The sequence below is a fragment of the Nonomuraea sp. PA05 genome (genome assembly GCF_008086045.1).
Classification (GTDB): domain Bacteria; phylum Actinomycetota; class Actinomycetes; order Streptosporangiales; family Streptosporangiaceae; genus Nonomuraea; species Nonomuraea monospora.
Map to the genome: position 1 here is coordinate 55,932 of NZ_VSEY01000020.1, position 24,647 is coordinate 80,578.

General features: G+C 72.8%; 21 protein-coding genes. 11 read left to right on the forward strand and 10 right to left on the reverse strand.

The genetic code is table 11. The annotated features are described in order from the left end of the window. Window positions 1–5: 5 nt before the first annotated feature. The gene (locus FXF51_RS29470; RefSeq protein ID WP_148437949.1) at window positions 6–2,174 is read right to left on the reverse strand and encodes a molybdopterin cofactor-binding domain-containing protein; all 2,169 of its coding nucleotides are present in this window, start codon (window positions 2,172–2,174) and stop codon (window positions 6–8) included. 95 nt (window positions 2,175–2,269) lie between these two features. Here FXF51_RS29470 and FXF51_RS29475 point away from each other — a divergent pair, with 95 nt between their 5' ends. Further along, a complete protein-coding gene (locus tag FXF51_RS29475) occupies window positions 2,270–3,763 on the forward strand; it encodes a helix-turn-helix domain-containing protein (protein WP_148437950.1) in 1,494 nt (497 codons plus the stop codon). 9 nt (window positions 3,764–3,772) lie between these two features. On the opposite strand, the gene FXF51_RS29480 is transcribed toward FXF51_RS29475, so the two are convergent. Then, entirely contained in the window at window positions 3,773–6,616 is a 2,844-nt protein-coding gene (locus tag FXF51_RS29480) for an AfsR/SARP family transcriptional regulator (protein WP_148437951.1), read from the reverse strand. 477 nt (window positions 6,617–7,093) lie between these two features. Between FXF51_RS29480 and FXF51_RS29485 the strand changes: the two genes are divergently transcribed. From FXF51_RS29485 to FXF51_RS29500, 4 genes are all read left to right on the forward strand, one after another. Next, entirely contained in the window at window positions 7,094–8,377 is a 1,284-nt protein-coding gene (locus FXF51_RS29485; RefSeq protein ID WP_148437952.1) for a helix-turn-helix domain-containing protein, read from the forward strand. A gap of 60 nt (window positions 8,378–8,437) precedes the next feature. Next, window positions 8,438–9,055, forward strand: coding sequence for a copper resistance protein CopC (locus tag FXF51_RS29490; protein ID WP_148437953.1), 618 nt, complete (start codon window positions 8,438–8,440; stop codon window positions 9,053–9,055). Then, window positions 9,052–11,028, forward strand: coding sequence for a cytochrome c oxidase assembly protein (locus FXF51_RS29495; RefSeq protein ID WP_148437954.1), 1,977 nt, complete (start codon window positions 9,052–9,054; stop codon window positions 11,026–11,028). Before FXF51_RS29490 ends, FXF51_RS29495 begins: the two co-directional genes overlap by 4 nt. A gap of 210 nt (window positions 11,029–11,238) precedes the next feature. Continuing rightward, window positions 11,239–11,628 (forward strand): sensor histidine kinase, encoded by a 390-nt coding sequence (locus FXF51_RS29500; protein WP_148437955.1) that lies wholly within the window; start codon window positions 11,239–11,241, stop codon window positions 11,626–11,628. A 46-nt stretch (window positions 11,629–11,674) separates the two neighbouring features. Here the strand turns inward: FXF51_RS29500 and map are convergent, their stop codons facing one another. Continuing rightward, entirely contained in the window at window positions 11,675–12,523 is an 849-nt protein-coding gene (gene map, locus FXF51_RS29505; protein WP_148437956.1) for a type I methionyl aminopeptidase, read from the reverse strand. 32 nt (window positions 12,524–12,555) lie between these two features. On the opposite strand from map, the gene FXF51_RS61035 reads away from it, so the two are divergent. Both FXF51_RS61035 and FXF51_RS29510 read left to right on the forward strand, forming a co-directional pair. Further along, window positions 12,556–12,732, forward strand: coding sequence for a hypothetical protein (locus tag FXF51_RS61035; RefSeq protein ID WP_187414650.1), 177 nt, complete (start codon window positions 12,556–12,558; stop codon window positions 12,730–12,732). Between the two features lie 87 nt (window positions 12,733–12,819). Next, a complete protein-coding gene (locus FXF51_RS29510) occupies window positions 12,820–13,779 on the forward strand; it encodes a LysR family transcriptional regulator (protein ID WP_148437957.1) in 960 nt (319 codons plus the stop codon). Between the two features lie 196 nt (window positions 13,780–13,975). Here FXF51_RS29510 and FXF51_RS29520 read toward each other — a convergent pair whose 3' ends face one another. After that, window positions 13,976–14,572, reverse strand: a complete 597-nt coding sequence (locus FXF51_RS29520) for a hypothetical protein (protein WP_148437958.1) — start codon at window positions 14,570–14,572, stop codon at window positions 13,976–13,978. 173 nt (window positions 14,573–14,745) lie between these two features. On the opposite strand from FXF51_RS29520, the gene FXF51_RS29525 reads away from it, so the two are divergent. Both FXF51_RS29525 and npdG read left to right on the forward strand, forming a co-directional pair. Continuing rightward, a complete protein-coding gene (locus FXF51_RS29525; protein ID WP_148437959.1) occupies window positions 14,746–15,891 on the forward strand; it encodes a lipase family protein in 1,146 nt (381 codons plus the stop codon). A gap of 100 nt (window positions 15,892–15,991) precedes the next feature. Then, the gene (gene npdG / locus FXF51_RS29530) at window positions 15,992–16,645 is read left to right on the forward strand and encodes an NADPH-dependent F420 reductase (protein ID WP_148437960.1); all 654 of its coding nucleotides are present in this window, start codon (window positions 15,992–15,994) and stop codon (window positions 16,643–16,645) included. A gap of 186 nt (window positions 16,646–16,831) precedes the next feature. Here the strand turns inward: npdG and FXF51_RS29535 are convergent, their stop codons facing one another. From FXF51_RS29535 to FXF51_RS29560, 6 genes are read right to left on the reverse strand one after another with little or no spacing between them, the layout of a single operon-like run. Further along, window positions 16,832–17,437 carry a DNA-binding response regulator gene (locus FXF51_RS29535; protein ID WP_148437961.1) on the reverse strand — a complete coding sequence of 202 codons (606 nt, stop codon included), beginning with the start codon at window positions 17,435–17,437 and terminating at the stop codon, window positions 16,832–16,834. After that, the gene (locus FXF51_RS29540) at window positions 17,434–18,612 is read right to left on the reverse strand and encodes a sensor histidine kinase (RefSeq protein WP_148437962.1); all 1,179 of its coding nucleotides are present in this window, start codon (window positions 18,610–18,612) and stop codon (window positions 17,434–17,436) included. Before FXF51_RS29540 ends, FXF51_RS29535 begins: the two co-directional genes overlap by 4 nt. Window positions 18,613–18,620: 8 nt before the next feature. Continuing rightward, a complete protein-coding gene (locus tag FXF51_RS29545) occupies window positions 18,621–19,340 on the reverse strand; it encodes an ABC transporter permease (RefSeq protein ID WP_148437963.1) in 720 nt (239 codons plus the stop codon). A gap of 31 nt (window positions 19,341–19,371) precedes the next feature. Further along, window positions 19,372–20,253, reverse strand: a complete 882-nt coding sequence (locus FXF51_RS29550) for an ABC transporter ATP-binding protein (RefSeq protein WP_148437964.1) — start codon at window positions 20,251–20,253, stop codon at window positions 19,372–19,374. Between the two features lie 45 nt (window positions 20,254–20,298). Then, complete coding sequence (locus tag FXF51_RS29555) at window positions 20,299–20,988, reverse strand: alpha/beta hydrolase (RefSeq protein WP_148437965.1); 690 nt, start codon at window positions 20,986–20,988, stop codon at window positions 20,299–20,301. Window positions 20,989–21,000: 12 nt separating this feature from the next. Then, entirely contained in the window at window positions 21,001–22,422 is a 1,422-nt protein-coding gene (locus FXF51_RS29560; RefSeq protein WP_148437966.1) for a PLP-dependent aminotransferase family protein, read from the reverse strand. 59 nt (window positions 22,423–22,481) lie between these two features. Here FXF51_RS29560 and FXF51_RS29565 point away from each other — a divergent pair, with 59 nt between their 5' ends. Then, on the forward strand, window positions 22,482–23,687 hold the full coding sequence (locus tag FXF51_RS29565) for a trans-sulfuration enzyme family protein (RefSeq protein WP_148437967.1): 1,206 nt from the start codon (window positions 22,482–22,484) through the stop codon (window positions 23,685–23,687). 11 nt (window positions 23,688–23,698) lie between these two features. Then, a complete protein-coding gene (locus FXF51_RS29570) occupies window positions 23,699–24,628 on the forward strand; it encodes a serine/threonine dehydratase (protein WP_187414638.1) in 930 nt (309 codons plus the stop codon). Window positions 24,629–24,647: the final 19 nt, after the last annotated feature.

Here is a 24,647-nt window from a genome sequence, read left to right on the forward strand (position 1 = left end):
CTTGTCTAGCCCTTGTCGAACAAGGCGATATCTTCCGGCCTAATCGGAACGCGAGTCAACCGAAGTCCCGTAGCCGCTCTGACGGCGGCGGCGATGGCCGGGGTGGAGGACAGCGTCGGAGGCTCGCCCGCCCCGCGCAGCCCGTACGGGGCCGCCGGGTCAGCGTTCTCCAGGATCTTCAGCGTCATGGGCGGCATGTCCAGGATCGTGGGGATGAGGTAGTCGGTGAACGACGGGTTCAGCACCTGGCCGTCGCGGACCTGGACCTCCTCCATCAACGCCAGCCCCAGCCCCTGCGCCGAGCCGCCGTGGATCTGGCCCTCCAGCGCCTGCGGGTTCAGTATCCGCCCGACGTCCTGCACCGCCGCCAGCTCCACCACCTTCACCAGGCCCAGCTCCACGTCCACGTCCACGACCGCCCGGTGCACGCACAGCGCGAGCTGCGTGTGCGAGTCGCCCTGGCCGGTGAGCGGGTCCATCGGGTACGTCGGCCGGTGCCGGTACTCGCGCGTCTCCTCGATCGGCCCGAACCGCTCCAGCGCCTCCCCGGGCGTCAGCCCCTCGAACCGCTTGCGCACCGCCTCGCAGGCGGCCTTGACCGCGCCGCCCGTGACGTACGACTGCCGCGAGGCCGACGACGAGCCCGCCGACCCGACCGAGGTGTCGGCGGTGGCCACCGTGACGTTCGCGATGCCCAGCTCGGTACGCGCGATCTGGGCCTGCACGGTCACCAGGCCCTGCCCCACCTCGGCGGCGGCGGTGTGCACGGTGACGTGCGGCTCGCCGCCGATCAGCTCCGCCCGCACCCGGGCCGTGGAGTAGTCGTCGAAGCCCTCGGAGAAGCAGATGTTCTTGATGCCCACGCCGTAGCCGACGCCGCGCCGCACCGACTCGCCGTGCGTGGTCTGCGAGACGCCGCCGGGCAGCCCGCGCAGGTCACCGTCCGTGGTGGCCGGGGGCAGCGGCATCGCCTCCAGGTCGCGCAGCATCTCCGCCAGCGGCGCAGGAGAGTCGATCACCTGCCCGGTGATCAGGTGGGAGCCCTGGGAGACGGCGTTGCGCATCCGGATCTCGATCGGCGACAGGCCGCACGCCTCCGCCAGCCGGTCCATCTGCGTCTCGTAGGCGTAACACGCCTGCACCGCGCCGAAGCCGCGCATCGCGCCGCACGGCGGGTTGTTGGTGTAGACGCCGGTGGCGTCCACCCGCACGTTCGGCACCTCGTACGGGCCCGCGCCCAGCGACGCCGCGTTGCCGACCACGGCGGGGGAGGACGAGCAGTACGCGCCGCCGTCGAGCAGGATGTCGGCCTTGACGTACACCAGCCTGCCGTCGCGGGTCGCGCCGTGCTCGTAGCGCATCCGCGCCGGGTGGCGGTGCACGTGGCCGAAGAACGACTCCTCCCGGCCGTACACGATCTTGACGGGGCGGTTCAGCCGCAGGGCCAGCATGCAGGCGTGGACCTGCATCGACAGGTCCTCGCGGGCGCCGAACGCGCCGCCCACGCCCGACAGCGTCAGGCGCACCTTGTCCGGCGGCAGGGCCAGGCAGGGCGCGAGCTGGTCGCGGTCCACGTGCAGCCACTGGGTGGCGATGTACAGGTCCACGCCGCCGTCCTCGGCGGGCACCGCCAGGCCGGACTCGGGGCCGAGGAAGGCCTGGTCCTGCATGCCGACCTCGTACTCGCCCGTCACGACGACGTCGGCCTCGAACGTGTCGCCGCGGCGTACCGGCTGGTGGCGCACGAAGTGCTGCGACTCGCGCGGGTCGGTGATGGCCGGGCGGGGCTCGTACGCGACGACGATGGCCGCCGCCGCCCTGCGCGCCGTCTCCGGATGGTCGGCCGCCACCAGCGCCACCGGCTCGCCCTGGTAGCGCACCTGGTCGATGGCCAGCACCGGCTGGTCCTTGTGCTCCAGGCCGTAGTACTTCTCGCCGGGCACGTCCTCGTGCGTCAGCACGGCCCGCACGCCGGGGATGCGCAGCGCGGGCGCCACGTCGATCGAGCGGACCCACGCCGACGGGTGCGGGCTGCGCAGCGTCGCGCCCCACACCATGCCGTCCAGCCACAGGTCGGAGGCGTAGGCGAACTCGCCGGTCACCTTGAGCGTCGCGTCCGGACGGCGCGCGCTCTCCCCGACACCGTGCAGGAGCGCATCAGAGGTCTGCGTCATTCTCCGAGTGAAGCACCGCGCCCGGGGCCCGTCCTATCCGCGCGACGTCAAATCGAGGTCATCGCTCGCAACATTGGGCTTGTACATTCCTACAGGTGCGCATCTCCGACCTGCTGACCATCGACGATCTGCGCCTGCGGCTGCTCACCGGCGACCCGGCCCGCGAGTTCAGCACCGTGCACATCACCGACCTGCCCGAGCCGGGCCGCTACCTCAGCGGCGGCGAGCTGGTGCTGACCGGGCTGATGTGGTGGCACGCGCCCGGCGACTCCGCCCGGTTCGTGGCCGCGCTGGCCGAGGCGGGGGTCGCCGCGCTCGGCGCCGGGCAGGCGTGGCTCGGGCACGTCCCCGGCGACCTGGTGACCGCCTGCGCCGACGCCGGGCTGCCGCTGGTCGAGGTGCCGGTCGAGGTCTCCTTCCGCACGCTGGCCGAGACCGTCGTGCCCCGCCTGGCAGGCGACGTGCGCGACGCGCTCGGCCGCCACCGCAGGCTCGTCGCCGCCATCGCCGAGGGCGCCGACCTGCGCGAGCTGTTCGAGCTGACCGCCGCCGAGCTGGGCGTCACCGGAGCGGTGGTGACCGCCTCCGGCGAGATGATCGTCGGCACGGCCGCCGACCCGATACGCCTGGCCAGGGCCTACCTCACCGCGCCGCGCCTGCCGGTCAAGGTCGGCGGGCACACGCTCTTCGCGGTCGGGCGCGGCCACCGCGCCGCCGGCTGGGCGCTGGCCTGCGACGGCGACCTCATGGACCGCGCCGACCTCGGCTACGAGCTGGCCGCCTGCGTCGGCCTCGAACGCAGCCGCGTGGAGGAGGGCCGCCGCGTCGAGCGCCGCCTGACCGAGCAGCTCGTCGTCGCCGCCCTCGGCGGGGCCGACGTGGCCGAGCTCAACGCCCGGCTGCGGACGTGCGGGGTGGACGCGGCGGAGCCGTACGCGATCGTGAACATCACCGCGCCCCGGCCGGGCGCCACCCGCGGCCCCGACCCCGCCACCCTCGGCGGGCAGGTCGTCGAGGAGCTGCTGGGCCGTGAGGTCGTCGCCGCGGCCGGCGCGGACGGTGCCGTCGCCGTCGTCCCGCTGCGCCGGAGCACCACCGCCGAGCTGGCCGACCGGCTGCGCGCCGGCGCCGCCGTCCTCGCCGCGCTGCCCGACACCCGCCTGTGCGCGGGGCTCAGCGGCGCGCTGACGGGCGCCGCCGCCGTCAAGGGCGGCGTGGAGGAGGCCGGCCACGCCAGGCGGCTGGCGGAGGCCCGTGGCGGCGGGGTGGTGACCAGCGACGAGATCTACACGCACGCGCTGCTGCTGGCGACGGTGCCGGGCGACGTCCGCCGCTCGTTCGCCGCCCGGCTGTTGTCGCCGCTGCTCGACTACGACCGCAGGCACCAGTCGGAGCTGGTGCGCACGCTCGGGATCTTCCTTGACTGCGCCGGGTCGTGGAACGCCTGTGCCGAGCAGCTCCACGTGCACGTCAACACCGTGCGCTACCGGGTGCGCAGGATCGAGGAGCTGACAGGGCGGGACCTGTCGACGATGGCCGACCGGGTGGACTTCTTCCTGGCGCTCAGGGACACGGCACCGCCGCGCTGAGGCCGGACCTCACGCGTGGACCGACCGCTGTCCCATCGCGGCCTCGCGCTCCCCCGCCGCCCGCTCCAGCCAGTACGCGCTGCCCATCCGCTCGGCCAGCACGAGCGCCTCGATGCTGTACCGCATGGCCTCGCTGGTCCGGCCGACGAGCCGGTAGGCACGCGCCAGATGCACCAGGCAGCTCACCTCGGTCATCTTCATGGACGTGGCGCGGGACGGCTCAAGGGCGGCGGCGAGCACGGCCAGAGCGGCGTCGTGCCGGCCCAGTTCGAGCAGGACGTGCCCCTGCGCCACCGCGAACTCCGCCTGCCGCAGGGCATCGCCCGCCTGCTCGGCCAGCGCCGAGCCCTCCTCCAGCGCGCGCGAGGCCTCCTCCAGCCGCCCCAGGCCGATGCAGGCCCGCCCCACCATGAGCAGGGCGAAGCGCTCTCCGGGCCCCGACGCTATCTCGCGGGCGATCACGCGCTGGGCCAGCGCGTGCTCCAGCGCCTGCGCGCACTGGTCCCACTTCAGCAGGGTGCCGGCCAGGTTGCCGCGCGCCCGCTGCTCGTTGAAACGGTCGCCAAGCAGGCGCGCCAGGCGCAGGTGCCCCTCATGGTGCTCGATGGACGCCGCCCAGTCGCCCTTCAGGTACAGCCCCGTGGCGAGGTGGGCGTGCGCCTCCATCGTGATGACCCGGTCGTCGAGACGCGTGCCCGTCGCGAGCAGCCGCTCACCCAGCGAGACCATGCCCGCCACCCGGTACGCGCCCTGCTGGTACCACCACAGGGCCAGCCCGATCCCCGCGCCGGCCCGCGCGATGTCGTCGTCCGGATCGGCCATCGCCTGGAAGGCGGCGGCGAGCAGAGTGGCCTCCTCCCTCCTGAGCCAGGCGCCCGCCTCCTGCGCGCCGCCGAAACCGCGGCCCCGCGCGTCGAGCTCCGGATACAGGCAGTGGACCCGGTGCGGATCGCTGGTCCGCGCCGCGGCCCTGGTGGACTGGGCGTAGTAGCCGATCGTCCGCTTGAGCGGCGCGTTGCGCTCGTCCGCGGGCAGCAGGTCCGCGGAGAAGAGCCGGACCAGATCGTGCGGGTGGTAGCGGCCCGGCTCGCCCGCCTCCAGCAGGTGGGCGTCGCAGAGCCGGTCGAGCGCTCGTTCGACGTCGAACGGCGAGGTGCCGGACAACGCCGTGGCCGCCTCCACGGTCACGTCGGGCACGTGCAGCAGGCCGAGCAGGGCCAGCAGGCGGGCCGCCTCCCCGTCGATCTCGCGGTTGCTGCCGCTGAGCGCGTTCCAGCTCGCCGCCAGGCTCGACCGCACCGCCAGGTCGCCCGCCTCCAGCTCCCGCAGCCGGCGCCGCTCATCGGTGAGCCGCGTCGTCAGCGCGCCGACGGTCCAGTCGGGACGATCGACCAACCGGGCCCCGGCCACCCGGAGCGCGAGCGGGAAACCGTCGCAGAGCCTGATGAGGCGGGTGGTCTGGCCGAGGTCGGCGGCGACGCGATCGGCCCCGACCAGCTTGGACAGCATGGCCGTGGCTTCGGCGTCGGAGAGGGGGTCGAGCCGGAGCTGGACGCAGTCGTCGCCGGCCGCCAGCGACTCCCGGCTCGTCACCAGCACCGCGGTGCCCCTGGGCGTCGCGATGAACGGCTTGACCTGGGCCAGATCGGCGGCGTTGTCCAGGACGAGAAGCAGCCGCCCGTCCTGCAGCCTGCTCCGCCACAGGGCCGCCGCCTCCTCCTCGTCCTCGGGCACGGCGCTGTCCGGCGTGCCGATGCCGCGCAGCAGCCGGCTGAAGATGTCGTAGGTGGACGGCCTGGGCACGTTCGGCGTGCCACCGCGGAGGTTGACGTAGAGCTGCCCGTCGGGGAACCGGTCGCGCACCATGTGCGCGGCCCGGACGGCCAGCGCCGACTTGCCGACCCCCGGCGGCCCGCAGATCACGACGAACGGGTGCGGAGGCTCGTCAGCCCAGGGATCCAGCAGGGACTTCAGGCGGACCGTCTCCCGCGTGCGCCCCACGAAGACGATCAGATCCCCAGGAAGCTCGCGCGGGATCACCTTGCCGGGGACCGAGGGCCGCTCGCTCCCGGCCAGGACGATGCCGTGCGCCCGCCGCAGGCCCTCGCCGGGGTCCACGCCCAGCTCCTCCGACAGCGCCTGCCTGGCCTGTTCGAAGACCGTCAGCGCCTCGGCCTGGCGCCCGCAGCCGTGCAGGGCCAGCATGAGCAGCTCGTACGGGCGCTCCCTGAGCGGATGGTGGTGGATCAGGTCGTAGAGCTCCGCGAGCGCCTCCTCGGAACGGTCGAGCCGCAGCAGGACATCGGCCCGCGCCTCCACGGCCATCAGCCGGGCCTGTTCGAGCCGGGCGCGCTCACCTTCCGCGAAGGGCCCGGGAACCCCGCTCAGCGCGGGGCCGCGCCATAAGGCCAGCGCCTCGTCGATCTCGCGTAAGGCGCCGGCGAGGTCCCCGGCCTTCCTGTCCCTGGCCGCCGCGTCCAGCCGGGCGGTGAAGACGTGCGCGTCGACCTGGAGGGGGTCGAGCCGCAGCAGGTAACCTCCCGAGGACCGGGAGATCGTGCTCGGCGGCTGGCGCCTGCGCCGATCCGGCTCGCACGTGCGGCGCAACCCGGCGACATAGGTGTAGACGCTCTGCGTGGCGCTGGGCGGGGGAGCGTCACCCCACAGACCCTCGATCAACTGGCTCAACGTGACGACCCGGCTGGAACGCATCGCGAGCATCGCCACGATCGCCTGCTGGAGCGGCGGCCCCAGATCTGTCTCCTCGTCATGGAACACCCCGAGAACGGGGCCCAGGAGGCCAACGGTCAGACCGGCGGCCAGAGAACGTTCATGATCGCGAGTCGGATCCACGTAGGGAGCTTAGTCCGGATGGCCACGGCCCAGAGAGAGCGGACGCCTCATGTAGAGGGAATGTAGACGCGGCGTCTAGGCTGGGAGTGACGTGAGCCGAAGTGCGGGGGCCGAGGTGCGGGGGCCGCTCACGCGGGCTCAGACTGATCAACGACTCAGGCCGTTCCATGGACGGCAGGCAGGGGCCCGACAGACCCCTTACCTGCCAGACCACCGATGTGACGAGCACGGAGTGCGGTTCGTACCCGTCGAGCCACTTCACTTGCTCGGTTCAGCAGCAGCCGATCTCCGCTGTCGCGCTCGAGATGGAGCTCGAGAGGGAAGACGTCGTGGCACTCGCCGCCGTACCATTACCTCCAAGGGCTACCGCGGTGCCAATCGCGACAGCCAGGATTGACAGGGCAATGCGCATGCGCATGGGGGCTCTCCCTCGCCTATGTGACTTGCTCGATTTCATCTTCTCAGGGAGCGGCAGCTGTGACCACATCTGACCTAGTCGGACTCCGCATCAAGACGGTTCGACGGCAACGCGGCCTGTCGCAGGCGCAGCTGGCACATCCCGAGCTGTCGGACAGCTACGTCTCGTTGATCGAGAGCGGTAAGCGTACCCCCACCCCCGCGGTCTTGGAGCTGCTGGCCAACAAGCTCGACTGCTCGCTGTCCTATCTGATCAACGGTGTCACCGCCGAGCAGATGGAGGACATCGAGCTGGCCCTCGGCTACGCGCGGCTGGCACTCGAGAACGGCGAGGTCGCCGAGGCCCGCACCCGCTTCGCCGAGCTGCTGGAAAACAGTAACTTGGCAGGTTTGACATCGCTTCGTCAAGAAGCCGAGTTCGGCCTGGCGCTCGCCACCGAGGCCGCCGGCGATCTCGGCCAGGCGATCTCCATCATGCTCAAGCTCCGCGAGGAGGAGCTGCCCGCCGAGCGCAACATCGAGGTCGCGGTGGCCCTGTGCCGCGCCTACCGCGAGAGCGAGCAGCTCAGCGAGGCCGTCGAGGTGGGCGAGCAGCTCCTGAGCGGCAACGCCCGCCAGCCCTGGAACGATCTGCTGGTCGAGCTGGCCGCCACCCTCCTCATGGCCTACTACGAGCGCGGCGACATGCTGCGCGCCAGGCAGTTCGCGGCCGAGCTGCTCAACGCCGCCGACGCGCTCGGCACCCCGCGCTCCGTCGTGGCGGCCAACTGGAACGCCTCCATCATCGCGCGCGTCACCGGCCACACCGACGAGGCGGTGACCTTCATCGAGCGGGCCCTTGCCGTGCAGATGGAGCACGGCAAGCCGCGCAACACCGCGCGGATGCGGCTCCAGGCCACGCGCACGCGGCTCAGGACCGGCCTCCAGGACCCGGTGAGCGCCCGCGAGACGCTGCGCGCGGCGATCACCGAGTTCGAGCAGACCTCGACCAGCACGATCGACGCGGCCACCCTCTACCTCGAACTGGCCTGCGCCGAGTACATGAGCCACGACTTCGACAGCGCCGCCGAGCACGCCGGCGCCGGCAGGAGCATGCTGCCCACGTTCGGCCACGTGCTGGGGGCCGAGGCCAACCTGCTGCTCGCCCGCGTCTACGGCAGCGTCGGCCGCACGGAAGAAGGCCGTGGGTTCGCCTCCGACGTGGAGAGCTGGCTCTCGCCGCTGCCCGACACCCGCCGCTCGGCCTCCCACTGGTACGCCACCGCCGAGACCATGGAGCAGCTCGGCGACGCCGACGGCGCCGTCGACGCCTACCGGCGGGCGCTGGCCTGCGCGGGATTGTAGGGCCCGGTTTGTAGAGCGACGTCCGGACCGGGCAGCGGCGTCGGTAGCCTTGGGGGTGCCATGAAGAGATCCCCGCTCGCGGCCCTCACCGCGATTCTCGCCGCCGCCCTGTTCGGGTTCGGGCTCGTGTTCGGCTCCGCCACGCCCGCGCTGGCGCACGACACGCTCAAGAGCAGCTCCCCGGCCAAGAACGCCGAGGTCAAGTCCCTCGACGAGGTCAAGCTGGAGTTCAGCGCCAAGGTGCGCATGCCGTTCGTCATCGTGCGGGGGGAGGCGGACGCCCAGCACCAGAGCGGCAAGCCCGAGGTCGACGGCGCCGTGGTGACGCAGGCCGTCAAGGGGCCGCTGCCCGATGGGAAGTACACGATCGCCTACCGGGTCGTGTCCTCCGACGGGCATCCCATCGAGGGAGAGATCCCGTTCCGGGTGAAGGGCGCTGAGACGCCGAGCCCGTCCCCCTCCGCGGTTGAGGAGAGCGCCGCGAGCGCCTCGCCCGCCGCGTCGTCCGCTGCCCCCGCCACGAGCGCGCCCGCGCCCGCCGCAGCCACCGGTGCGGCGACCGAGCAGGCGGCGGCCGAGCAGGGCGCCACCTTCCCCGTCTGGCTGATCATCGTCATCGGCGCGCTGGTCGGCATCGGGATCGGGTTCCTGCTGAGCGGACGGAAGAAGCAGCCATGACCCGGGCGGCGCGCCTCGCGATCGTGGCCGCGGTGGCCTCGATCGCCGCCCTGGCCATCGGCATGATCGCCGGAGGCAGGGCGTTCCCCAGGATCATCCCCGGGCTGCCCGACGCCGGCGCGGTCGTGCGGTGGGGGCTGCCGCTGTCCAAGCTGCTCATGGACGCCTCCGGCGTCATCACCGTGGGCCTGCTGCTGATGGCCGCCGCACTGCTGCCCAACGACAAGGGCGTGCTCGGCAAGAGCGCGGTCGAGTACGTCAAGGCCAGCTCGTGGGCCGCCCTGGTGTGGGCGGGGGCGGCGTTCCTTTCCATCGTGTTCGGCGTCGCCGACTCCATGGGCCGCACGGTGCCGCAGATCCTCGACCGCGCCTTCCTGACCAGCTACGCCACCCAGACCACGCAGGGCGTCGCGCTGACGCTGGTGGTGCTGTTCGGCGTGGCCATCGCGCTGTTCTCACGCGGCGCCATCACCGCGGGGGCCGCGGCGGGGCTGCTGGTGTTCGCGATGGTGACGCTGCTGCCCGCGCCGCTGACCGGGCACACCTCCTCCTCGCCCAACCACGACCTGGCCACCTCGTCGGTGTCGCTGCACCTGCTCTCGCTGGCGCTGTGGACGGGCGGGCTCGGCGTGCTGGCCCTGCACGCCCTGCGCAAGCAGCCGCAGCTCGACGTGGCGGCGGCGCGGTTCTCCCGGATGGCGCTGTGGTGCTACGCCGGGGTGGGGCTGTCCGGGGTCTTCGCGCTGGTCGCGCGGCTGGGCGCGATCTCCGACCTGTGGACCTCCGAGTACGGCCTGCTCGCCGTGGCCAAGATCGTGGCGTTCGTGCTGCTCGGCTACATCGGCTACTGGCACCGCCAGCGCACCCTCGCCGACCTGGAGGCGCGCAAGCCGCGCGCGTTCACCCGGCTGGCCGGCGGCGAGACGGTGCTCATGTTCGCCACCATCGGCATCGCCGTGGCGCTGTCGCGCACCCCGCCGCCCGAGTACAGCATCCCCGCCGACCGGGCGTTCGAGCTGCTCGGCTTCCCCATGCCGCCGCCGCTCACCATCGGCAACGTCTTCTCGCTGTGGTGGCTCGACCTGTTCTTCGCCGTCGTGGCGGCCGTGCTGGCCGGGCTCTACGGCGCGGGCGTGCTGCGGCTGCGCCGGCGCGGCGACAAGTGGCCGTGGAGCCGCACCGCCGCCTGGTTCCTCGGCGTCGCGCTGCTGGTGTTCTGCACGCAGAGCGGGCTGGCCAGGTACGCCAAGGTCATGTTCGACGTGCACATGATCGAGCACATGACGCTGTCCATGGTGGTGCCGATCTTCCTCGTCCTCGGCGGGCCCGTCACGCTGGCGCTGCGCGCGCTCAAGCCCGCCGCCCGCAGGGGCGACAGGGGGCCGCGGGAGTGGATCACCACGATCCTGCACAGCCGGTTCACCAAGGTCGTCACGCATCCCGTGGTCGCCACCGCCATCTTCGTGGCCTCGACGTACGCGCTGTACTTCACGCCGCTGTTCGAGTCGGCGATGAACGAGCACCTCGGCCACATCTGGATGACCTTGCACTTCCTGCTCAGCGGCTGCCTGTTCTTCTGGGTGATCATCGGCGTGGACCCGGGCCCGAACCGGCTGCCGCACGTCGGGCGGCTGCTGATGCTCTTCGTCACCATGCCGTTCCACGCCTTCTTCGGCATCGCGCTGATGATGATGGGCGGCGTGATCGCGTCCGGCTGGTACGAGCAGCTCGGGCGCACCTGGGGCGACACGCTGCTGCTGACGCAGCGCGACGGCGGCGCCATCGCGTGGGGTTTCGGCGAGATCCCCACGCTGATCGTGCTGCTGGCCATCGCCGTGCAGTGGTACAAGGACGACGACAGGCAGGCCAAGCGCGCCGACCGCAGGGCGGATCGCACCGGCGGCAAGGACCCCGAACTTGACTCCTACAACGACTACCTCGCCCGTCTCAACCGCGCAGACAAGGGCGAGTAGCCGATCGGACATGGCCTTCTACCTTCTGACTACACGTCTCTGGACCGGCAGGTAGCCTTTCTTGAAGGGGAGACGGGCATAACCTCGTCAGCTAGCGTGCGCAGGCCTTGAGGGGGGATGCGCACCGCGAGCTTGGGGGCGCCGGAGTGGGGACCGGCGCCGCGCCCGGGTGCCAAGGAAGGCGAGAACCAATTGTCGGAAGAGACGCGGATGCGCGGGGGGCAGAGCCTGGCCGAGGCGCTCGAAAGCTGTCTGGCCGAGTGGTCGGAGCGCACGGGAATCACGGTCGAGACGTGGGCGCTGCCCGCGACCGACGTGCCGGCCCGCGTGTCGAGCGGCGTCATGACCGCCATGGGCGAAGCCTTGTCCAACGTCGAGCTGCACAGCGGGGCCCGGGCCGTGTCGATCGCCGTGACGGTCGGGAAGAGCGGGCTGCGGATGACCGTCAGCGACAACGGGCAGGGCTTTCCCGCGGCGGGGGCCGGGCGCGGCATCGCCAGAATGCGGGCCGCCTTCGCCGAGATGGGGGGCACCCTGTCGGTGAACAGCGTGCACGGTGAGGGGACCACGGTGTCGGGGGTGGTACCCAGGCGGCGTTGAGCCGGACGGCCGTCGCACGACGACGGTGCGACGGCCGCCAGGGTGCTCATGGCAGGGTGAGGATCTCGCTGCCCGAGTCGGTGACCAGGATCGTGTGCTCGAACTGGGCCGTGCGCTTGCGGTCCTTGGTCACGGCCGTCCATCCGTCGGCCCAGATCTCGTACTCGATCGTGCCCAGCGTCAGCATCGGCTCGATCGTGAACGTCATGCCCGGCACCAGCTCCACCCGCAGCGACGGGTCGTCGTAGTGCGGCACCATGAGCCCGGAGTGGAAGGTCGTGCCGATGCCGTGGCCGGTGAAGTCGCGCACCACGCCGTACCCGAAGCGCTTGGCGTACGCCTCGATGACGCGGCCCACCACGTTGAGCTGGCGGCCGGGCGCGACCGCCTTGATGGCCCGCATCGTGGCCTCGTGGGTGCGCTCCACCAGCAGCCGCGACTCCTCGTCGACCTCGCCCACCAGGAACGTCGCGTCGGTGTCGCCGTGGACGCCGCCGATGTAGGCGGTGATGTCGACGTTGATGATGTCGCCGTCGCGCAGCACGGTGTCGTCGGGGATGCCGTGGCAGATGACCTCGTTGAGCGAGGTGCACAGCGACTTCGGGTAGCCCTTGTAGCCGAGCGTGCTGGGGTAGGCGTTGTGGTCGAGGAGGAACTCGTGGCCGATCCTGTCGAGCTCGTCGGTGGTGACGCCCGGCCGGACGTGCTTGCCGACCTCCTCAAGAGCCTGGCCGGCGATCCTGCCCGCCACCCGCATCCGCTCGATGATCTCGGGGGTCTTCACGTCGGACTCGCCGGTCCTGGGGCGCTTCTTGCCGACGTACTCCGGCCGCTCGATGTGGGCGGGGACCTTTCGCATGGGCGAAACTCGCCCGGGCTGGAGCAGTGTCGTCATGAAACACGAGTCTACGGGGCAGAATTGACCTCGTGAGCGAAGGCCAGTGGTGGTTCTGTCTCAAGCACATGCGGGTCGAGCCCGACAAGGGCTGCCCCAACAAGGACCGGATGGGTCCCTACGCCTCCGAACAGGAGGCGGCGGGGGCGCTGCAGCGCGCCGCCGACCGCAACAAGGCGTGGGACGAAGCAGACCAGGACGAGGAGTGACGGCAGCGAGCGGCGGCGGCGGGTGACGGTGGCGAGCGGGTGACGGTGGCGAGCGGGTGACGGGGCCGCCGAAGTAGGCTGAGCCGCGTGGAGATCGACCCCCGGCGGCTGCGCATCCTGTACGAGGTCGCCCGCCGTGGCGGCGTCATGCGGGCCGCGCAGGCGCTGCACCTCACCTCCTCGGCCGTCTCCCAGCAGCTCGCCCAGCTCGAACGCGAGGTCGGGCTGCCCCTCATCGACCGCTCGCAGCGCAGCGTGTCGCTCACCCCGGCGGGGCGGGTGCTGGCGGGCTACGCCGAGCGCGTGGAGGAGGAGCTGACCGAGGCGCGGCGCGAGCTCACCCGCTTCACCGAGCGGCTGGCGGGGCCGGTGCGCATCGCCGCGTTCGCCACCGTCATCAAGCACATCCTGGTGCCCGCCCTGCGGGAGCTGGCCGTACGCCATCCGAAGATCACGCCGATCGTGCACGAGATCTACGGGCAGCCCGCACTGCAGGAGTTACGCCTCGGGTCGGTGGACGTGCTCATCACCGAGCAGGACATGGGGCTGCCCGCGCTGTCGCAGCCGTCGCTGAGCACGCGGCTGCTCTTCGTGGACGAGTACCGCATCGTGCTGCCGCCCGGCTGGGCCGAACTGCCCGCCACGGTGGACGACCTCATGCGCTGCCCGTGGGTGGCCAGCGTGTCGTCCCACGCGGCCGGGCAGGCGCTCGACCGGCTGGCCGGGCTGCACGGGGCCGAGCCGCGCAAGGTGCACTTCGTCACGGAGTTCGACTCGGCGCTGGCGCTGGTGGCCGAGGGGCACGGGGTGGCGATCGTGTCGACGATGGCGCTGCTGAACGTGCCTGAGGGCGAGGTGCAGGTGAGCGACATCCGGGAGGTGGGGGCGCGCCGGGTGGACGTCGTCACGCGGGTCGGCGGCACGCGGTCAGGGGAGCCGGATCCGGTGCAGGCCGTGGTGATCGAGGCGATCGAGGAGGCCACGGCGGCGCTGGGGGCGTCCCTGCGCGGGAGGCTCGGCGAGGAGGAGCCGGTCGGCGGCCCGTGATCCTGCGGCCCGCCCCCGTGCCTGCGCCCCCGTGCCTGCGCCCGCCCCCGTGTTTGCCCGTGCCTGCGCCCCCGTGCCTGCGCCCGCCCCCGTGCTTGCCCATGCCTGTGCCCGCCCCCGCGCCCGTGCCTGCCCGTGCCCGCGCTCGGGCCTCGTGAGGCTGCGCCGCGCCCTGTGAGCCCGTGCCGCCCTTGGGTCAGTCGGTGATCTGGGGGCCGCTGACCTTGTCCAGAAGGCGGGCCAGGCGCTCGCGCAGTCGCGGGCGCTGCTCCAGCTCGCCCGCCGCCGCGCTCACCAGGTGTTGCGCCCCGTCGAACGTCACCAGCCCGTCGCGCGGCACCGCGATCGCGTCGTGCGCCAGCCCGGCCAGCTCCGGGTCGCCGCCCCCGATGCCCCCGGTGCCCTCGATCGCCAGGATGGTCGCACCCGTCCTGCGCGCGTCGTCCACGCGTTCCAGCAGCGGGACGGGAGCCTGCTGCTCCGACAGCACGAACAGCGTCTCCCCCCGGGCCGCCCGCTCCAGCCGGTCGAGGCCGACGCTCAGGTGCGCGGGCGCCCCAGGAGGAGGGTCCCACCGCACCAGGGTGGGTGTGAGCTGCGACAGGCCGGAGAGGCGGGCCTCGTCGGCGAGGTGCGCGGTCAGGTGCCAGGGCTCGTCGTCGGGCGTGCCCACCAGCAGCAGGCCCCCGGGCGAGCGCGTGGTGCGCAGGGCCAGGCCCAGCTGGCGGGCGCGGTCGAGCCAGCCCGTCTCGGCGAGGAGCTCGCGCAGGAGGGCGACCGATCCTGAGTCCATGTCTCCATGGTGCCTCACCCGAGGTGAGCGGGGTGATTGATTCGGGAGTGATGTGTTGACACGAGGTGTGTTTCTCCGTCATTTCAGGCCTTGACATTGAGTTACCCTCGGGTAACGATCGGCTCGCGGCGCCGCCGTCCCAAGTGGTTGATCCTCACGGAGAGGGGCGGCACATGAAGTCACGTGTGCGCGTCAGCATGTCCATGATCCTGTTATCGATCATGTCGCTTCTCATCGCGGCACCCGCTCGCGCCGCCGCACCAGGAGACGTCGTCTCCGCCCAGCCCACCACGGTCTACCTCCTTCCGGGCAAGCTGCTGGAGGTCCCCGTCAACGCCTGGCACCTGCGCTACAACTCCACATCCGCCACCGGCGCGCTCAACACCGTCTCCGGCACCCTCCTCGTGCCCAAGGCCGGCTACCCGCTCGGCGCCCGCCCCGTCATCGGCTACGCCTTCGGCACCCACGGGCTCGGCGACCAGTGCGCGCCGTCCGCCAGCATGAGTCAGGGCGGGGAGGCCGAGCTGGCGCTGGTCAGCCTGTTCCTGCTCAAGGGGTACGCGGTCGCGATGACCGACTACGAAGGGCTCGGCACGCCGGGGACGCACACGTACATGGTAGGGATCTCGCAGGGGCACGCCGTGCTCGACGCGATCAGGGCCGCCACCCGCGTGTCCGGCGCCGGGCTGTCGGCCCGCGCGCCCGTCGGCGTCATGGGCTACTCCCAGGGCGGCGCGTCCGCCGCCTGGGCCGCCCAGCTCCAGCCCTCGTACGCGCCCGAGCTGCGGCTGCGCGGCGTGGCGGCCGGCGGGGTGCCCGCCGACCTGCACGCCGTCGCCCAGCACCTGGACGGCGCCCCCGACTTCGGCCTCGCTGCCGCCGCCGGGGTCGGGCTCGACGCCGCCTACCCCGAGCTGGACCTCGAAGCCGACCTCAACGACCGGGGCCGCGCGCTGCTCGCCGACGCCGCCGACGACTGCGTGGGCGACCTGAGCAAGCTGGCCGGGCTCCGCTTCTCCGACCTCAGCCCCATCGACCTGCTCAACCAGCCCAAGTGGCTGACCCGCCTGGCCGAGAACCGGCTCGGCGCCACCACGCCGCGCGTGCCCATGTTCCTCTACCACGCGCGCGGCGACCAGATCATCCCGCTCGCGGTCGGGGCCACGCTGCGCACCGAGTACTGCGCGGCGGGCGCGCGGGTGCGCTGGCTCTCACTGCCGGCGCCCGACCACGTCACAGGAGCCATCGAAGGCGGCCCTGTCGCCATCGAATGGCTGGCCCTGCGGATCCTCGGCCTGCCCGCCTCCAGCAACTGCTGAGCCTTGCGGCGGATCTCGGGCCGCCCGCCACCTGCCACGGCTGAGGCCCGCCACGGACCCACCCGGCCCTCGTGCCGGGTGGGCCTGGCATGATCTGGATATGACAGACGTGAACGGACTTTCCATCGCCATCCTCGGCGGCACCGGTGACCAGGGCAAGGGGCTGGCGCGGCGGTTCGCGCTGGCCGGGCATCCGGTGCTGATCGGCTCGCGCAGCGCCCAGCGGGCCCAGGAGGCCGCCGACTCCATCGGGTCGGGCGCCACGGGCGACGAGAACGCGGCCGTCGCCGCGCGGGCCGACATCGTCATCGTGGCGGTGCCGTACGAGGGGCACAAGGCGCTGCTGGAGTCCCTGCGATCCGAGCTGGCCGGGAAGATCGTGGTCGACTGCGTCAACCCGCTCGGCTTCGACAAGCAGGGCGCCTACGCGCTGCCCGTCGAGGAGGGCAGCGCCGCCCAGCAGGCCGCCGCCGTGCTGCCGGACAGCCGGGTGGTGGCCGCGTTCCACCACGTGTCGGCCGTGGTGCTGATGGACCCGGCTGTGGACAAGGTGGACCTCGACGTGCTGGTGCTGGGGGACGATCGGGAGGCCACCGACACCGTGCAGGCGCTGGCCGAGGTGATTGCGGGGGTGCGGGGGGTGTACGGGGGGCGGTTGCGCAACGCTCACCAGATCGAGGCGCTGACCGCCAACATCATCTCGGTGAACCGCCGGTACAAGGCGCACGCCGGGCTGCGCATCACCGACATCTGACGGTCGCTCGACCGGACGCCGCACGCGTGGCGCACGCGTGGGCGAGCGCGCGCCGCACGTACGCCGCACGTACGCCGCACGTACGCCGCACGCAAGCCGCACCCATGGCGCGCACACACGCCGCGCGTGGCGTCAGGCGCGGTGCTGCTGGATGCCAGGCGTCGTTCGGGGCCGGGCTCGCAGGCGTTACAGCCAGCCCGCGTCCTCGGCGATCCGGATGGCGTCGATCTTGTTGCGGGCGCCCGTCTTCGTGATCGCCCCCGTGAGGTAGTTGCGCACGGTGCCGGGGGACAGGTGCAGGCGGGCGGCGATCTCCTCGGCCGACGCGCCCCTGGCGGCCTCCTTGAGTACCGTCGACTCCCGGGGCGTCAGCGGGCTCTCGCCGTACTCCATGGCCGAGGAGACCAGCTCCGCGTCCAGCACGCGCAGCCCGGCGGCGGTGCGCCTGATGGACTCCGCCAGCCGGTCGCCCGGCGCGTCCTTGACCAGGAACGCCTCGATGCCGGCGGCCAGCGCCCTGCGCACCTGCCCCGGCTGGCCCATGGCCGTGAGGACCAGGATCCGGCAGGACGGCAGGCGTTCGCGGAGCGTGGCGGCGGCGGTGATGCCGTCCATGACCGGCAGGTCGATGTCCACGACCGCGACGTCGGGACGGACCCGCAGTGCCTCGGGGACGATCTCGTCGCCGCGGGTGACCTCCGCGACCACCTCGATGTCGGGCTCCAGGCGGAGCAGGGCGGTCAGGGCGGCGCGGATCATGTGCATGTCCTCGGCGAGCAGCACCCTGATCATGTCGCGACCTCGACGGCCAGGAGGAAGCCGCCCTCGCCGGTCGGGGCGGCCGTGCAGGAACCGCCCGCCTGCGCCGCCCGCTCGGCCAGCCCCATCAGGCCGCTCCCCGTCAGGTTGTTTCCCGCTGGGCTGCTCCCCGCGAGGCCGGGCTCGCGGGCTGTGCTGCCGTCGGCCGCGTCACCGGTGGGGCCGGGGCCGGTGGGGGCGGGGTCGGTGGGGGCGCCGTCGTTGGCGACCTCCAGCCGCACCGTCCCGCCGTGCAGGGACGTGGTGATGGTGCAGGTGGTGGCCCGGCTGTGGCGCAGGACGTTCGTGACGCCCTCGCGTACGGCCCAGGCCAGCGCCTCCTCCGACCGCCTGGGCAGCCGCACGTCCGCCAGGTTCGCCTGCGCGCCCACCCCCGACGACTCCAGCAGCGCCACCGCCCGGTCCACCTCGCCCGCCAGCGACAGCTCCCGGTAGCCCCTGGCGACCTGCCGCACGTCCTGGGCAGCGTCCCTGGCCACCTGCGCCAGCTCGCCCACCTCCGTGCGCGCCGCGCCAGGGTCGCGGTCGATGAGGCGTCCGGCCAGGTCGCCCTTGAGGGCGATCGCGGTGAGGCTGCGACCCAGGCCGTCGTGCAGGTCGCGGGAGATGCGCAGCCGTTCCTTGAGGACCGCGGCCTCCGCCAGCTCGGCCCTGGCCTGCTCCAGCTCGACCGTCACCCGGACGAACCGGACCAGGGCGTAGATCATGGCGCCCGTGGTCGCGATGGTGGCCACGTAGAAGAACGTGACGTGCGCGGCCATCAGGCCCCACCACATCCGGGTGCCCTCGCTCAGCATCATCAGCCCGACCAGCGCGCCGCCCCAGCGCAGCGGCAGCAGCACCAGCACCGATCCGGCGAGCAGCGGCGCGGTCAGCGCCGACATGCCGCCGGGCAGGAGCAGGTCGGGCAGGTAGGTGGCGACGGCCTGCAGCACCAGCGTCGCGGGGAAGAACGGCGGGCGCACTCCGCGCAGGCCGGCCCGCATGTTCACGTAATGGGTGACGACGACCGCGGCCATGGACAGCACGGCCAGCACGCCGTAGTAGGCGCTCTGCAGGAAGTAGACGAGGGTGATCGCCGTGTACGCGCACGAGACCCCCGTGATGAGCACGCTCGCCAGGCGGCGGGCGGCGGAGGAGGAGAGCACGACGTCGATTATGACCTGCGGGGTTCCCAGCGGAACCACAGCCGTAGCGCCAGGACGCCCGCGACGGCCCAGCCGGCCAGCGCGGCGAACGGCACGAGGAGGTCGCCGGTCCTGACCGCGTCCACGACGAGGGTGGTGGGCAGCAGGTCGAGGACGGGACGCAGCCACGACGGCACCGGGATGGGCCCCATCGCGCCCGCCGACACGGCGGCGACCAGGAAGACCGGCATGGTGTAGGCGGCGGCCAGCTCCGCGCGCGGGATCGCCGCCGTGTAGGCGGCCCCGAGCAGGGCCATCACGGCGGAGCCCGCGATCGTGACGGCGGCGAACGCCAGGGGGTCGACGGGGAGCGGGACGCCGGCGGACAGCCGCACGGCCACCGTGCACGCCGCGATCAGCAGGATGGTCTGGGTGGCTGTGCTGGCGATCTGGCCCAGCAGGAGCTGTCCGTCGGTCAGCCGGGTGGAGCGCAGCCGCTTGAGGACGAGCTGGTCGCGGCGGGCCGTCAGGGCGACGGTGATGTTCATGAACGCGGTGATCGCCAGCAGGATCGCGATCGAGCTCTGGGCGAGCGCCGTGGCGTTGGCGGCGCCCTGCGCGGTGACGTGCCGCATCAGCGTGGGCAGGCCCACGGCCAGGCCGACCGGGGTGACGACCGAGGCGAACAGCATGGACTTGTCCCGCCAGAACAGGCGGGTGCCGAGCCGGTAGGTGGCGGTCAGGCTCATCGGGCGCTCATCTCCTGGAAGGTGGCCGGGCTCATCGGGCGCTCATCTCCAGGAACAGGTCCTCCAGGGTGGCGGCGCGGACCTCCAGGCCCGCCAGGCGCAGCCCGCGCTCGGCCGCCCAGGTCAGCAGGGTCTGGGCGGCCAGGTCGGGGTCCTCGGCGCGGCACACGGCGAGCCCCTGCTCGACGGTGACGGGCAGCGGCAGGGCGCCGGGGTTCACGTTCGCGGGCAGCCGGAAGGCCACCCGTCCGCTGCGGGCCGCGAGCGTCTCGGCCATCCCGCCGGAGGCCACGACGCGGCCCTCGTCCATGATCGCCATCGAGGAGGCCAGCCGCTGCGCCTCCTCCAGGTAGTGCGTGGTCAGCAGGACCGTGGTGCCCTGGCGGGCCAGGTCGCGGATGACGGTCCAGGTGGCGGCGCGCGCCTCGGGGTCCATGCCGGTGGTCGGCTCGTCGAGGAAGAGCAGGTCGGGGCGGCCCAGGAGGGCCAGCGCCAGGTCCAGCCTGCGCTTCTCGCCGCCGGAGAGCTGCCGCACCTTGGTGCCGGCCCTGGCGCGCAGCCCGGCCAGCTCCAGCGCCTCGTCGCGGGGCCTGGGCGCGGAGGTGAACTCGCGCCAGGTGTCGACGGTCCGGGCGACCGTCAGGTCAGGGAAGAACCCGGCCTCCTGCAGCATGACACCGGTGCGCAGGCGGACGGCGGCGCGGTCGGTGTGCGGGTCGAGGCCGAGCACCCGCACCGTGCCGGCGTCGGGCCGCTGGAACCCGGCCAGCACCTCGATCGTGGTGGTCTTGCCCGCGCCGTTCCTGCCGAGCAGCGCGAAGATCTCTCCCTCGGCCACCTCGAACGAGATGCCCTTCACCGCCTCGAAACCCTGATGGCTCTTGCTGAGCCCGCTCACGTCGATCGCTGTCATGCCTCCCACTGTCGCCAGGAGCGGGAACGGGCGACAGTGAAGAATTCACGACTTCCTGGAGAGTTTGAGCAGCGCGTCGGTGACGCCCTCGGGATCGACGATCTGGTGCAGGTGCATGCCGGGCACCCGGGTCACCGGCCAGCCGCGGCGGGCCGCCTCCTCGGCCACCCCGTCGTACGGCGGGCCGTACCACAGGCAGGAGCACCTGACGGAGTCCCATCCGGCGGGCACGGGGATCGGCTGCGTGTAGTAGTCGAGCGGCAGCCGCGGCTGCTCCGCGGCCACCCTGATCCGGACGACCGGGTCGGGCAGCATGGCCACCACGTCCTCCTCGTCCCACCAGTCGGTCCAGCGCGGCAGCACGCCCTCGGGGCCCGCCAGGTCGTGCAGGAACGGCAGGAACGACTCCTCCGCGGTCTTGACCAGCCCTTCGCCCGGCGGGATGTGCGCGTCCGCGAACACGCACGCCACCACCCGCTCACCCAGCCCTTCCTTGATCACCGGCAGGAAGAAGCCGGCGTTGCTGTGCACGACCAGCACGAGGGGGCCGTCGGCGGGGACGGCGGCGCGCACCGCCGCCACCACCCTCGGCCAGTAGGGCGCCCCGCCCGCCGACACGCCGGTCAGGTCGGGCACCACGGCGGCATGCCCGCGGCGCTCCAGCGACTCGGCCACCGCAGCCCACGTCGCGGGCCCGACGGAGGGGCTGTGCACGAGTACGAACGTCGTCTGCATGCATCCAGCCTTTCAGACGACGAGGGGGTGGCGGGAGACCGTTCTGCCCGCTCCGTCGTAGGAGGCCCAGGCCGCGGCCAGGTTGTTCACCGCCCGCGAAAGCTCGTCCTCGGGGAAGAGGAAGTGCAGCCGCATGTGATCGGCGTAGGCGCCCAGCGGGTCGAAGGAGCGGCCCGGCGGCACCGCGACGCCGTGCCTGAGCGCCACCTGGGAGAAGGAGTCGACGTCGCCGTGCGGGACGCGTACCCAGATGGTCTGGCCGCCGAGCGCGGGCTCGAACGTCCAGGACGGCAGGCGGGCGCGCAACTCGGCGCACAGGTGGTCGTGGCGGCGGCGCAGCGTGGCGAGCTGCCCGGCGCGCACCTCGTCCAGGCGGCGCAGCAGCGCGGCGGCGGCGAGCTGGCTGATCACCTCGCCGCCGAGGTCGTGCACGGCGCGCAGCCTGGCCAGCCGCGAGATCAGCGGCGCCGCCGCGCGGACCCAGCCGACCCGCAGCCCGCCCCACACCAGCTTGCTCAGCGAGCCGACCGTGATGACGTGCTCGCCCCGGTGGAACGCCGCCAGCGGCGCGGGCGTCTCGCCCGAGAAGCACAGCTCGGCGCGGACCTCGTCGTCGATCAGCGGCACGTCGTGCCCGGCCGCCAGCGTGGCCAGCCGCCTGCGGGACGGATTGTCCATGATCGCGCCGTCCGGGTTGCGCACCGAGGGCACGAAGTAGGCCAGCGCCGGCTGCTCGCGCACGTCCTCGACGCTCGCGGCCGGTTTGACGACCGCGGCCGCGTGCCTGAACGCCTCCAGCGCGCCGGGATAGGTCGGCGTCTCGGCCAGCACCGTGTCACCCGGCGCCACCAGCAGCCCGGTGAGCAGGGTGAGCGCCTGCTGGGCGCCCGTCGTCACGATGATCTCGTCGGGCGTCGTGGGCAGGCCGCGGCCGGTGTAGTACGCGGCCAGCGCCGCCCGCAGCTCCGGGTTGCCCGCCGGCTGGTACCCCATCTCGTGCAGCGAGGCCAGCCGGTGGGCGGCCTCGGCGTACGCCTCCTGCAGCGCGGGCGGCGGGTCGTGCGGGGCGGCGCACGTCAGGAGCTGCACGTTGTCCGGCGGATGCAGGATGTGCAGCAGCAGCGGGTTGACCGTCACGCCGTCGGCCGCGCGCGTGGCGGGCAGGTCGAGCGGGGCGACCCTGGTGCCGCTGCCCTGGCGGCGCACCAGCCGGCCCTCCTGCTGCAGCAGGTCGTACGCGGCCACCACCGTGCCCCGGCCCACCGCCAGCCGCCTGGCCAGCACCCGGTCAGGGGGCAGCGCCTCGTCCGGAGCCAGCACGCCGTCGTCGATCAGCGCCCGCAGGCGCACGGCGAGCAGCAGGTACAGCGGCCCGCGCCCGGACGCCCAGCGGCCGAGCAGATCGACCAGGTCATCGAGATTGGCCCCAATCATGGACCAATTCTGCCGCATTGGCTCTGATGTCGGATCTCCGGGCGATGGATCCTGAGAACATGAACGATTTCCGCCCCAGGACCGGAGCCGCGCACCACGACCTTCGCCCCGAGACCCGGGCCGTGCACCTTCCGCAGCCGCCCATCGAGGGCAGCCGCCCGATCGCGGTGCCGATCTACCAGACATCCGGCTTCGTCTTCGACGACCCGGCCGTGATGGCCGAGTCGATGGGGCGCCCCGACGGGGCGTACGTGTACGGGCGCTACAGCAACCCGACGGTGCGCTCGCTGGAGCTCGCCGTGGCAGGGCTGGAGGGCGGCGCGCACGCCATCGCCACCGGCTCGGGCATGGGCGCCATCAACGTAGTCCTGCTCGGCCTGCTCAAGCCCGGCGACCACCTCGTGGCCCAGAGCTCCCTGTACGGCGGCACCGCCGCCATGATCAACGAGCTGGTCGCCCGGTTCGGCGTCACCGTCAGCTACGTGCCGGAGAACGACCCCGCCGCCCTGCGCGCCGCCGTCCGCCCCGAGACCCGGCTCGTCTACCTGGAGACCATCAGCAACCCGATGACGCTGGTGGCCGATCTGCCCGGCATGTGCGAGGCCGCCCGCGACCTCGGCATCCTGTCCGTGGTCGACAACACGTTCGCCACGCCCCTGCTGTGCCGCCCGTTCGAGCACGGGGCGGACATCGTCCTTCACTCCACCACCAAGTACCTGTCCGGGCACACCGACGTGGTCGGCGGCATCGCCGTGTTCGCCGACCGGGGCCTGTACGACGAGCTGTGGCACTTCGCGATCGAGCTGGGGGCCTCGGCCGACCCGTTCGCGAGCTGGCTGACGCTGCGCGGGCTGCAGACGCTCGGGCTGCGCATGGAACGCCACTGCGCCAACGCCCGCCACCTGGCCACCCGGCTGGCCGAGCACCCCGCCGTCACGGCCGTGCACTGGCCGGGGCTGGCCACGCACTCTTCGTACGAGCTGGCGGGCAAGCTGCTGTCGGGGTTCGGCGGGGTGTTCTCGTTCGACCTGGCCGGCGGGCGGGAGGCGGGGGAGCGGTTCATGAGCTCCGTACGCCTGGCGCTGCTCGCCCCGTCGCTCGGCGGCGTCGAGACGCTCGTCCTGCATCCCGCCAGCACCTCCCACCGCTCCCTCAGCCCCGAGGAGCTGCGGCGCAGCGGCATCGGCGAGGGCACCGTACGCATCGCCGTCGGCATCGAGCACCCCGACGACCTGTGGGCCGACGTGTCCCAGGCCCTGGCATAGCCTTGACCGCCGTGACCACTGTTACCCACGCCCACGTGCGGGCGGCCGCTGAGCGGATCGCCGGGCACGTCCTGCGCACGCCCGTGATCGAGACCTCGCCCGGGAGGTTCATGAAGCTGGAGCTGCTGCAGCACTCGGGGTCCTTCAAGGTGCGCGGGGCGTTCAACCGGATGCTGTCCGCCGGTGAGGTGCCGGAGAGCGGGGTGATCGCCGCCAGCGGTGGCAACCACGGGCTGGCGGTGGCGTTCGCGGCGCGGGCCCTCGGGGTGCGGGCGGAGATCTTCGTGCCCGAGGTGACCAGCGCGGTCAAGGTGGCGGGGCTGAACGCGCTGGGCGCGCACATCACCCAGACCGGCGCCATCTACGCGGAGGCCGCCGAAGCCGCCGCGAAGCGGGCAGCCGAGACAGGGGCGCTGCAGGTGCACGCCTACGACCAGGTCGAGGTGGTGGCCGGGCAGGGCAGCACGGGGCTGGAGCTCGTGGAGCAGACCGGTGGGGTGGACACCGTGGTGGTGGCGGTCGGCGGAGGCGGGTTCGCGGCCGGGATCACCCTCGGGACGGCGGGCTCCTCCGGCGCGCCGAAGATCGTGGCCGTCGAGCCCGAGCTGATCCCGACCCTGCACGCGGCGCTCGAAGCGGGCTCGCCGGTGCAGGTGGGGGTCAGCGGGGTGGGGGCCGACGCGCTCGGGGCCAGCAAGATCGGCGGGCTGGCGTTCGAGGTGCTGGCCTCGCCGCGGGTCGAGAGTGTGCTCGTCCCCGACGAGGCGATCGTGGCGGCGCGGCGGGAGCTGTGGGAGCGGCATCGGCTGGTGGCCGAGCACGCCGGTGCCGCGGCCTATGCGGCGGTGATGTCCGGGGTCTATCGGCCGGAGCCTGGTGAGCGGGTGGCTGTGGTGGTGTGCGGCTCGAACACCGACCCGGCCACGCTGACCACCGGCTGACCGCGCGGGGTGGCCGTCC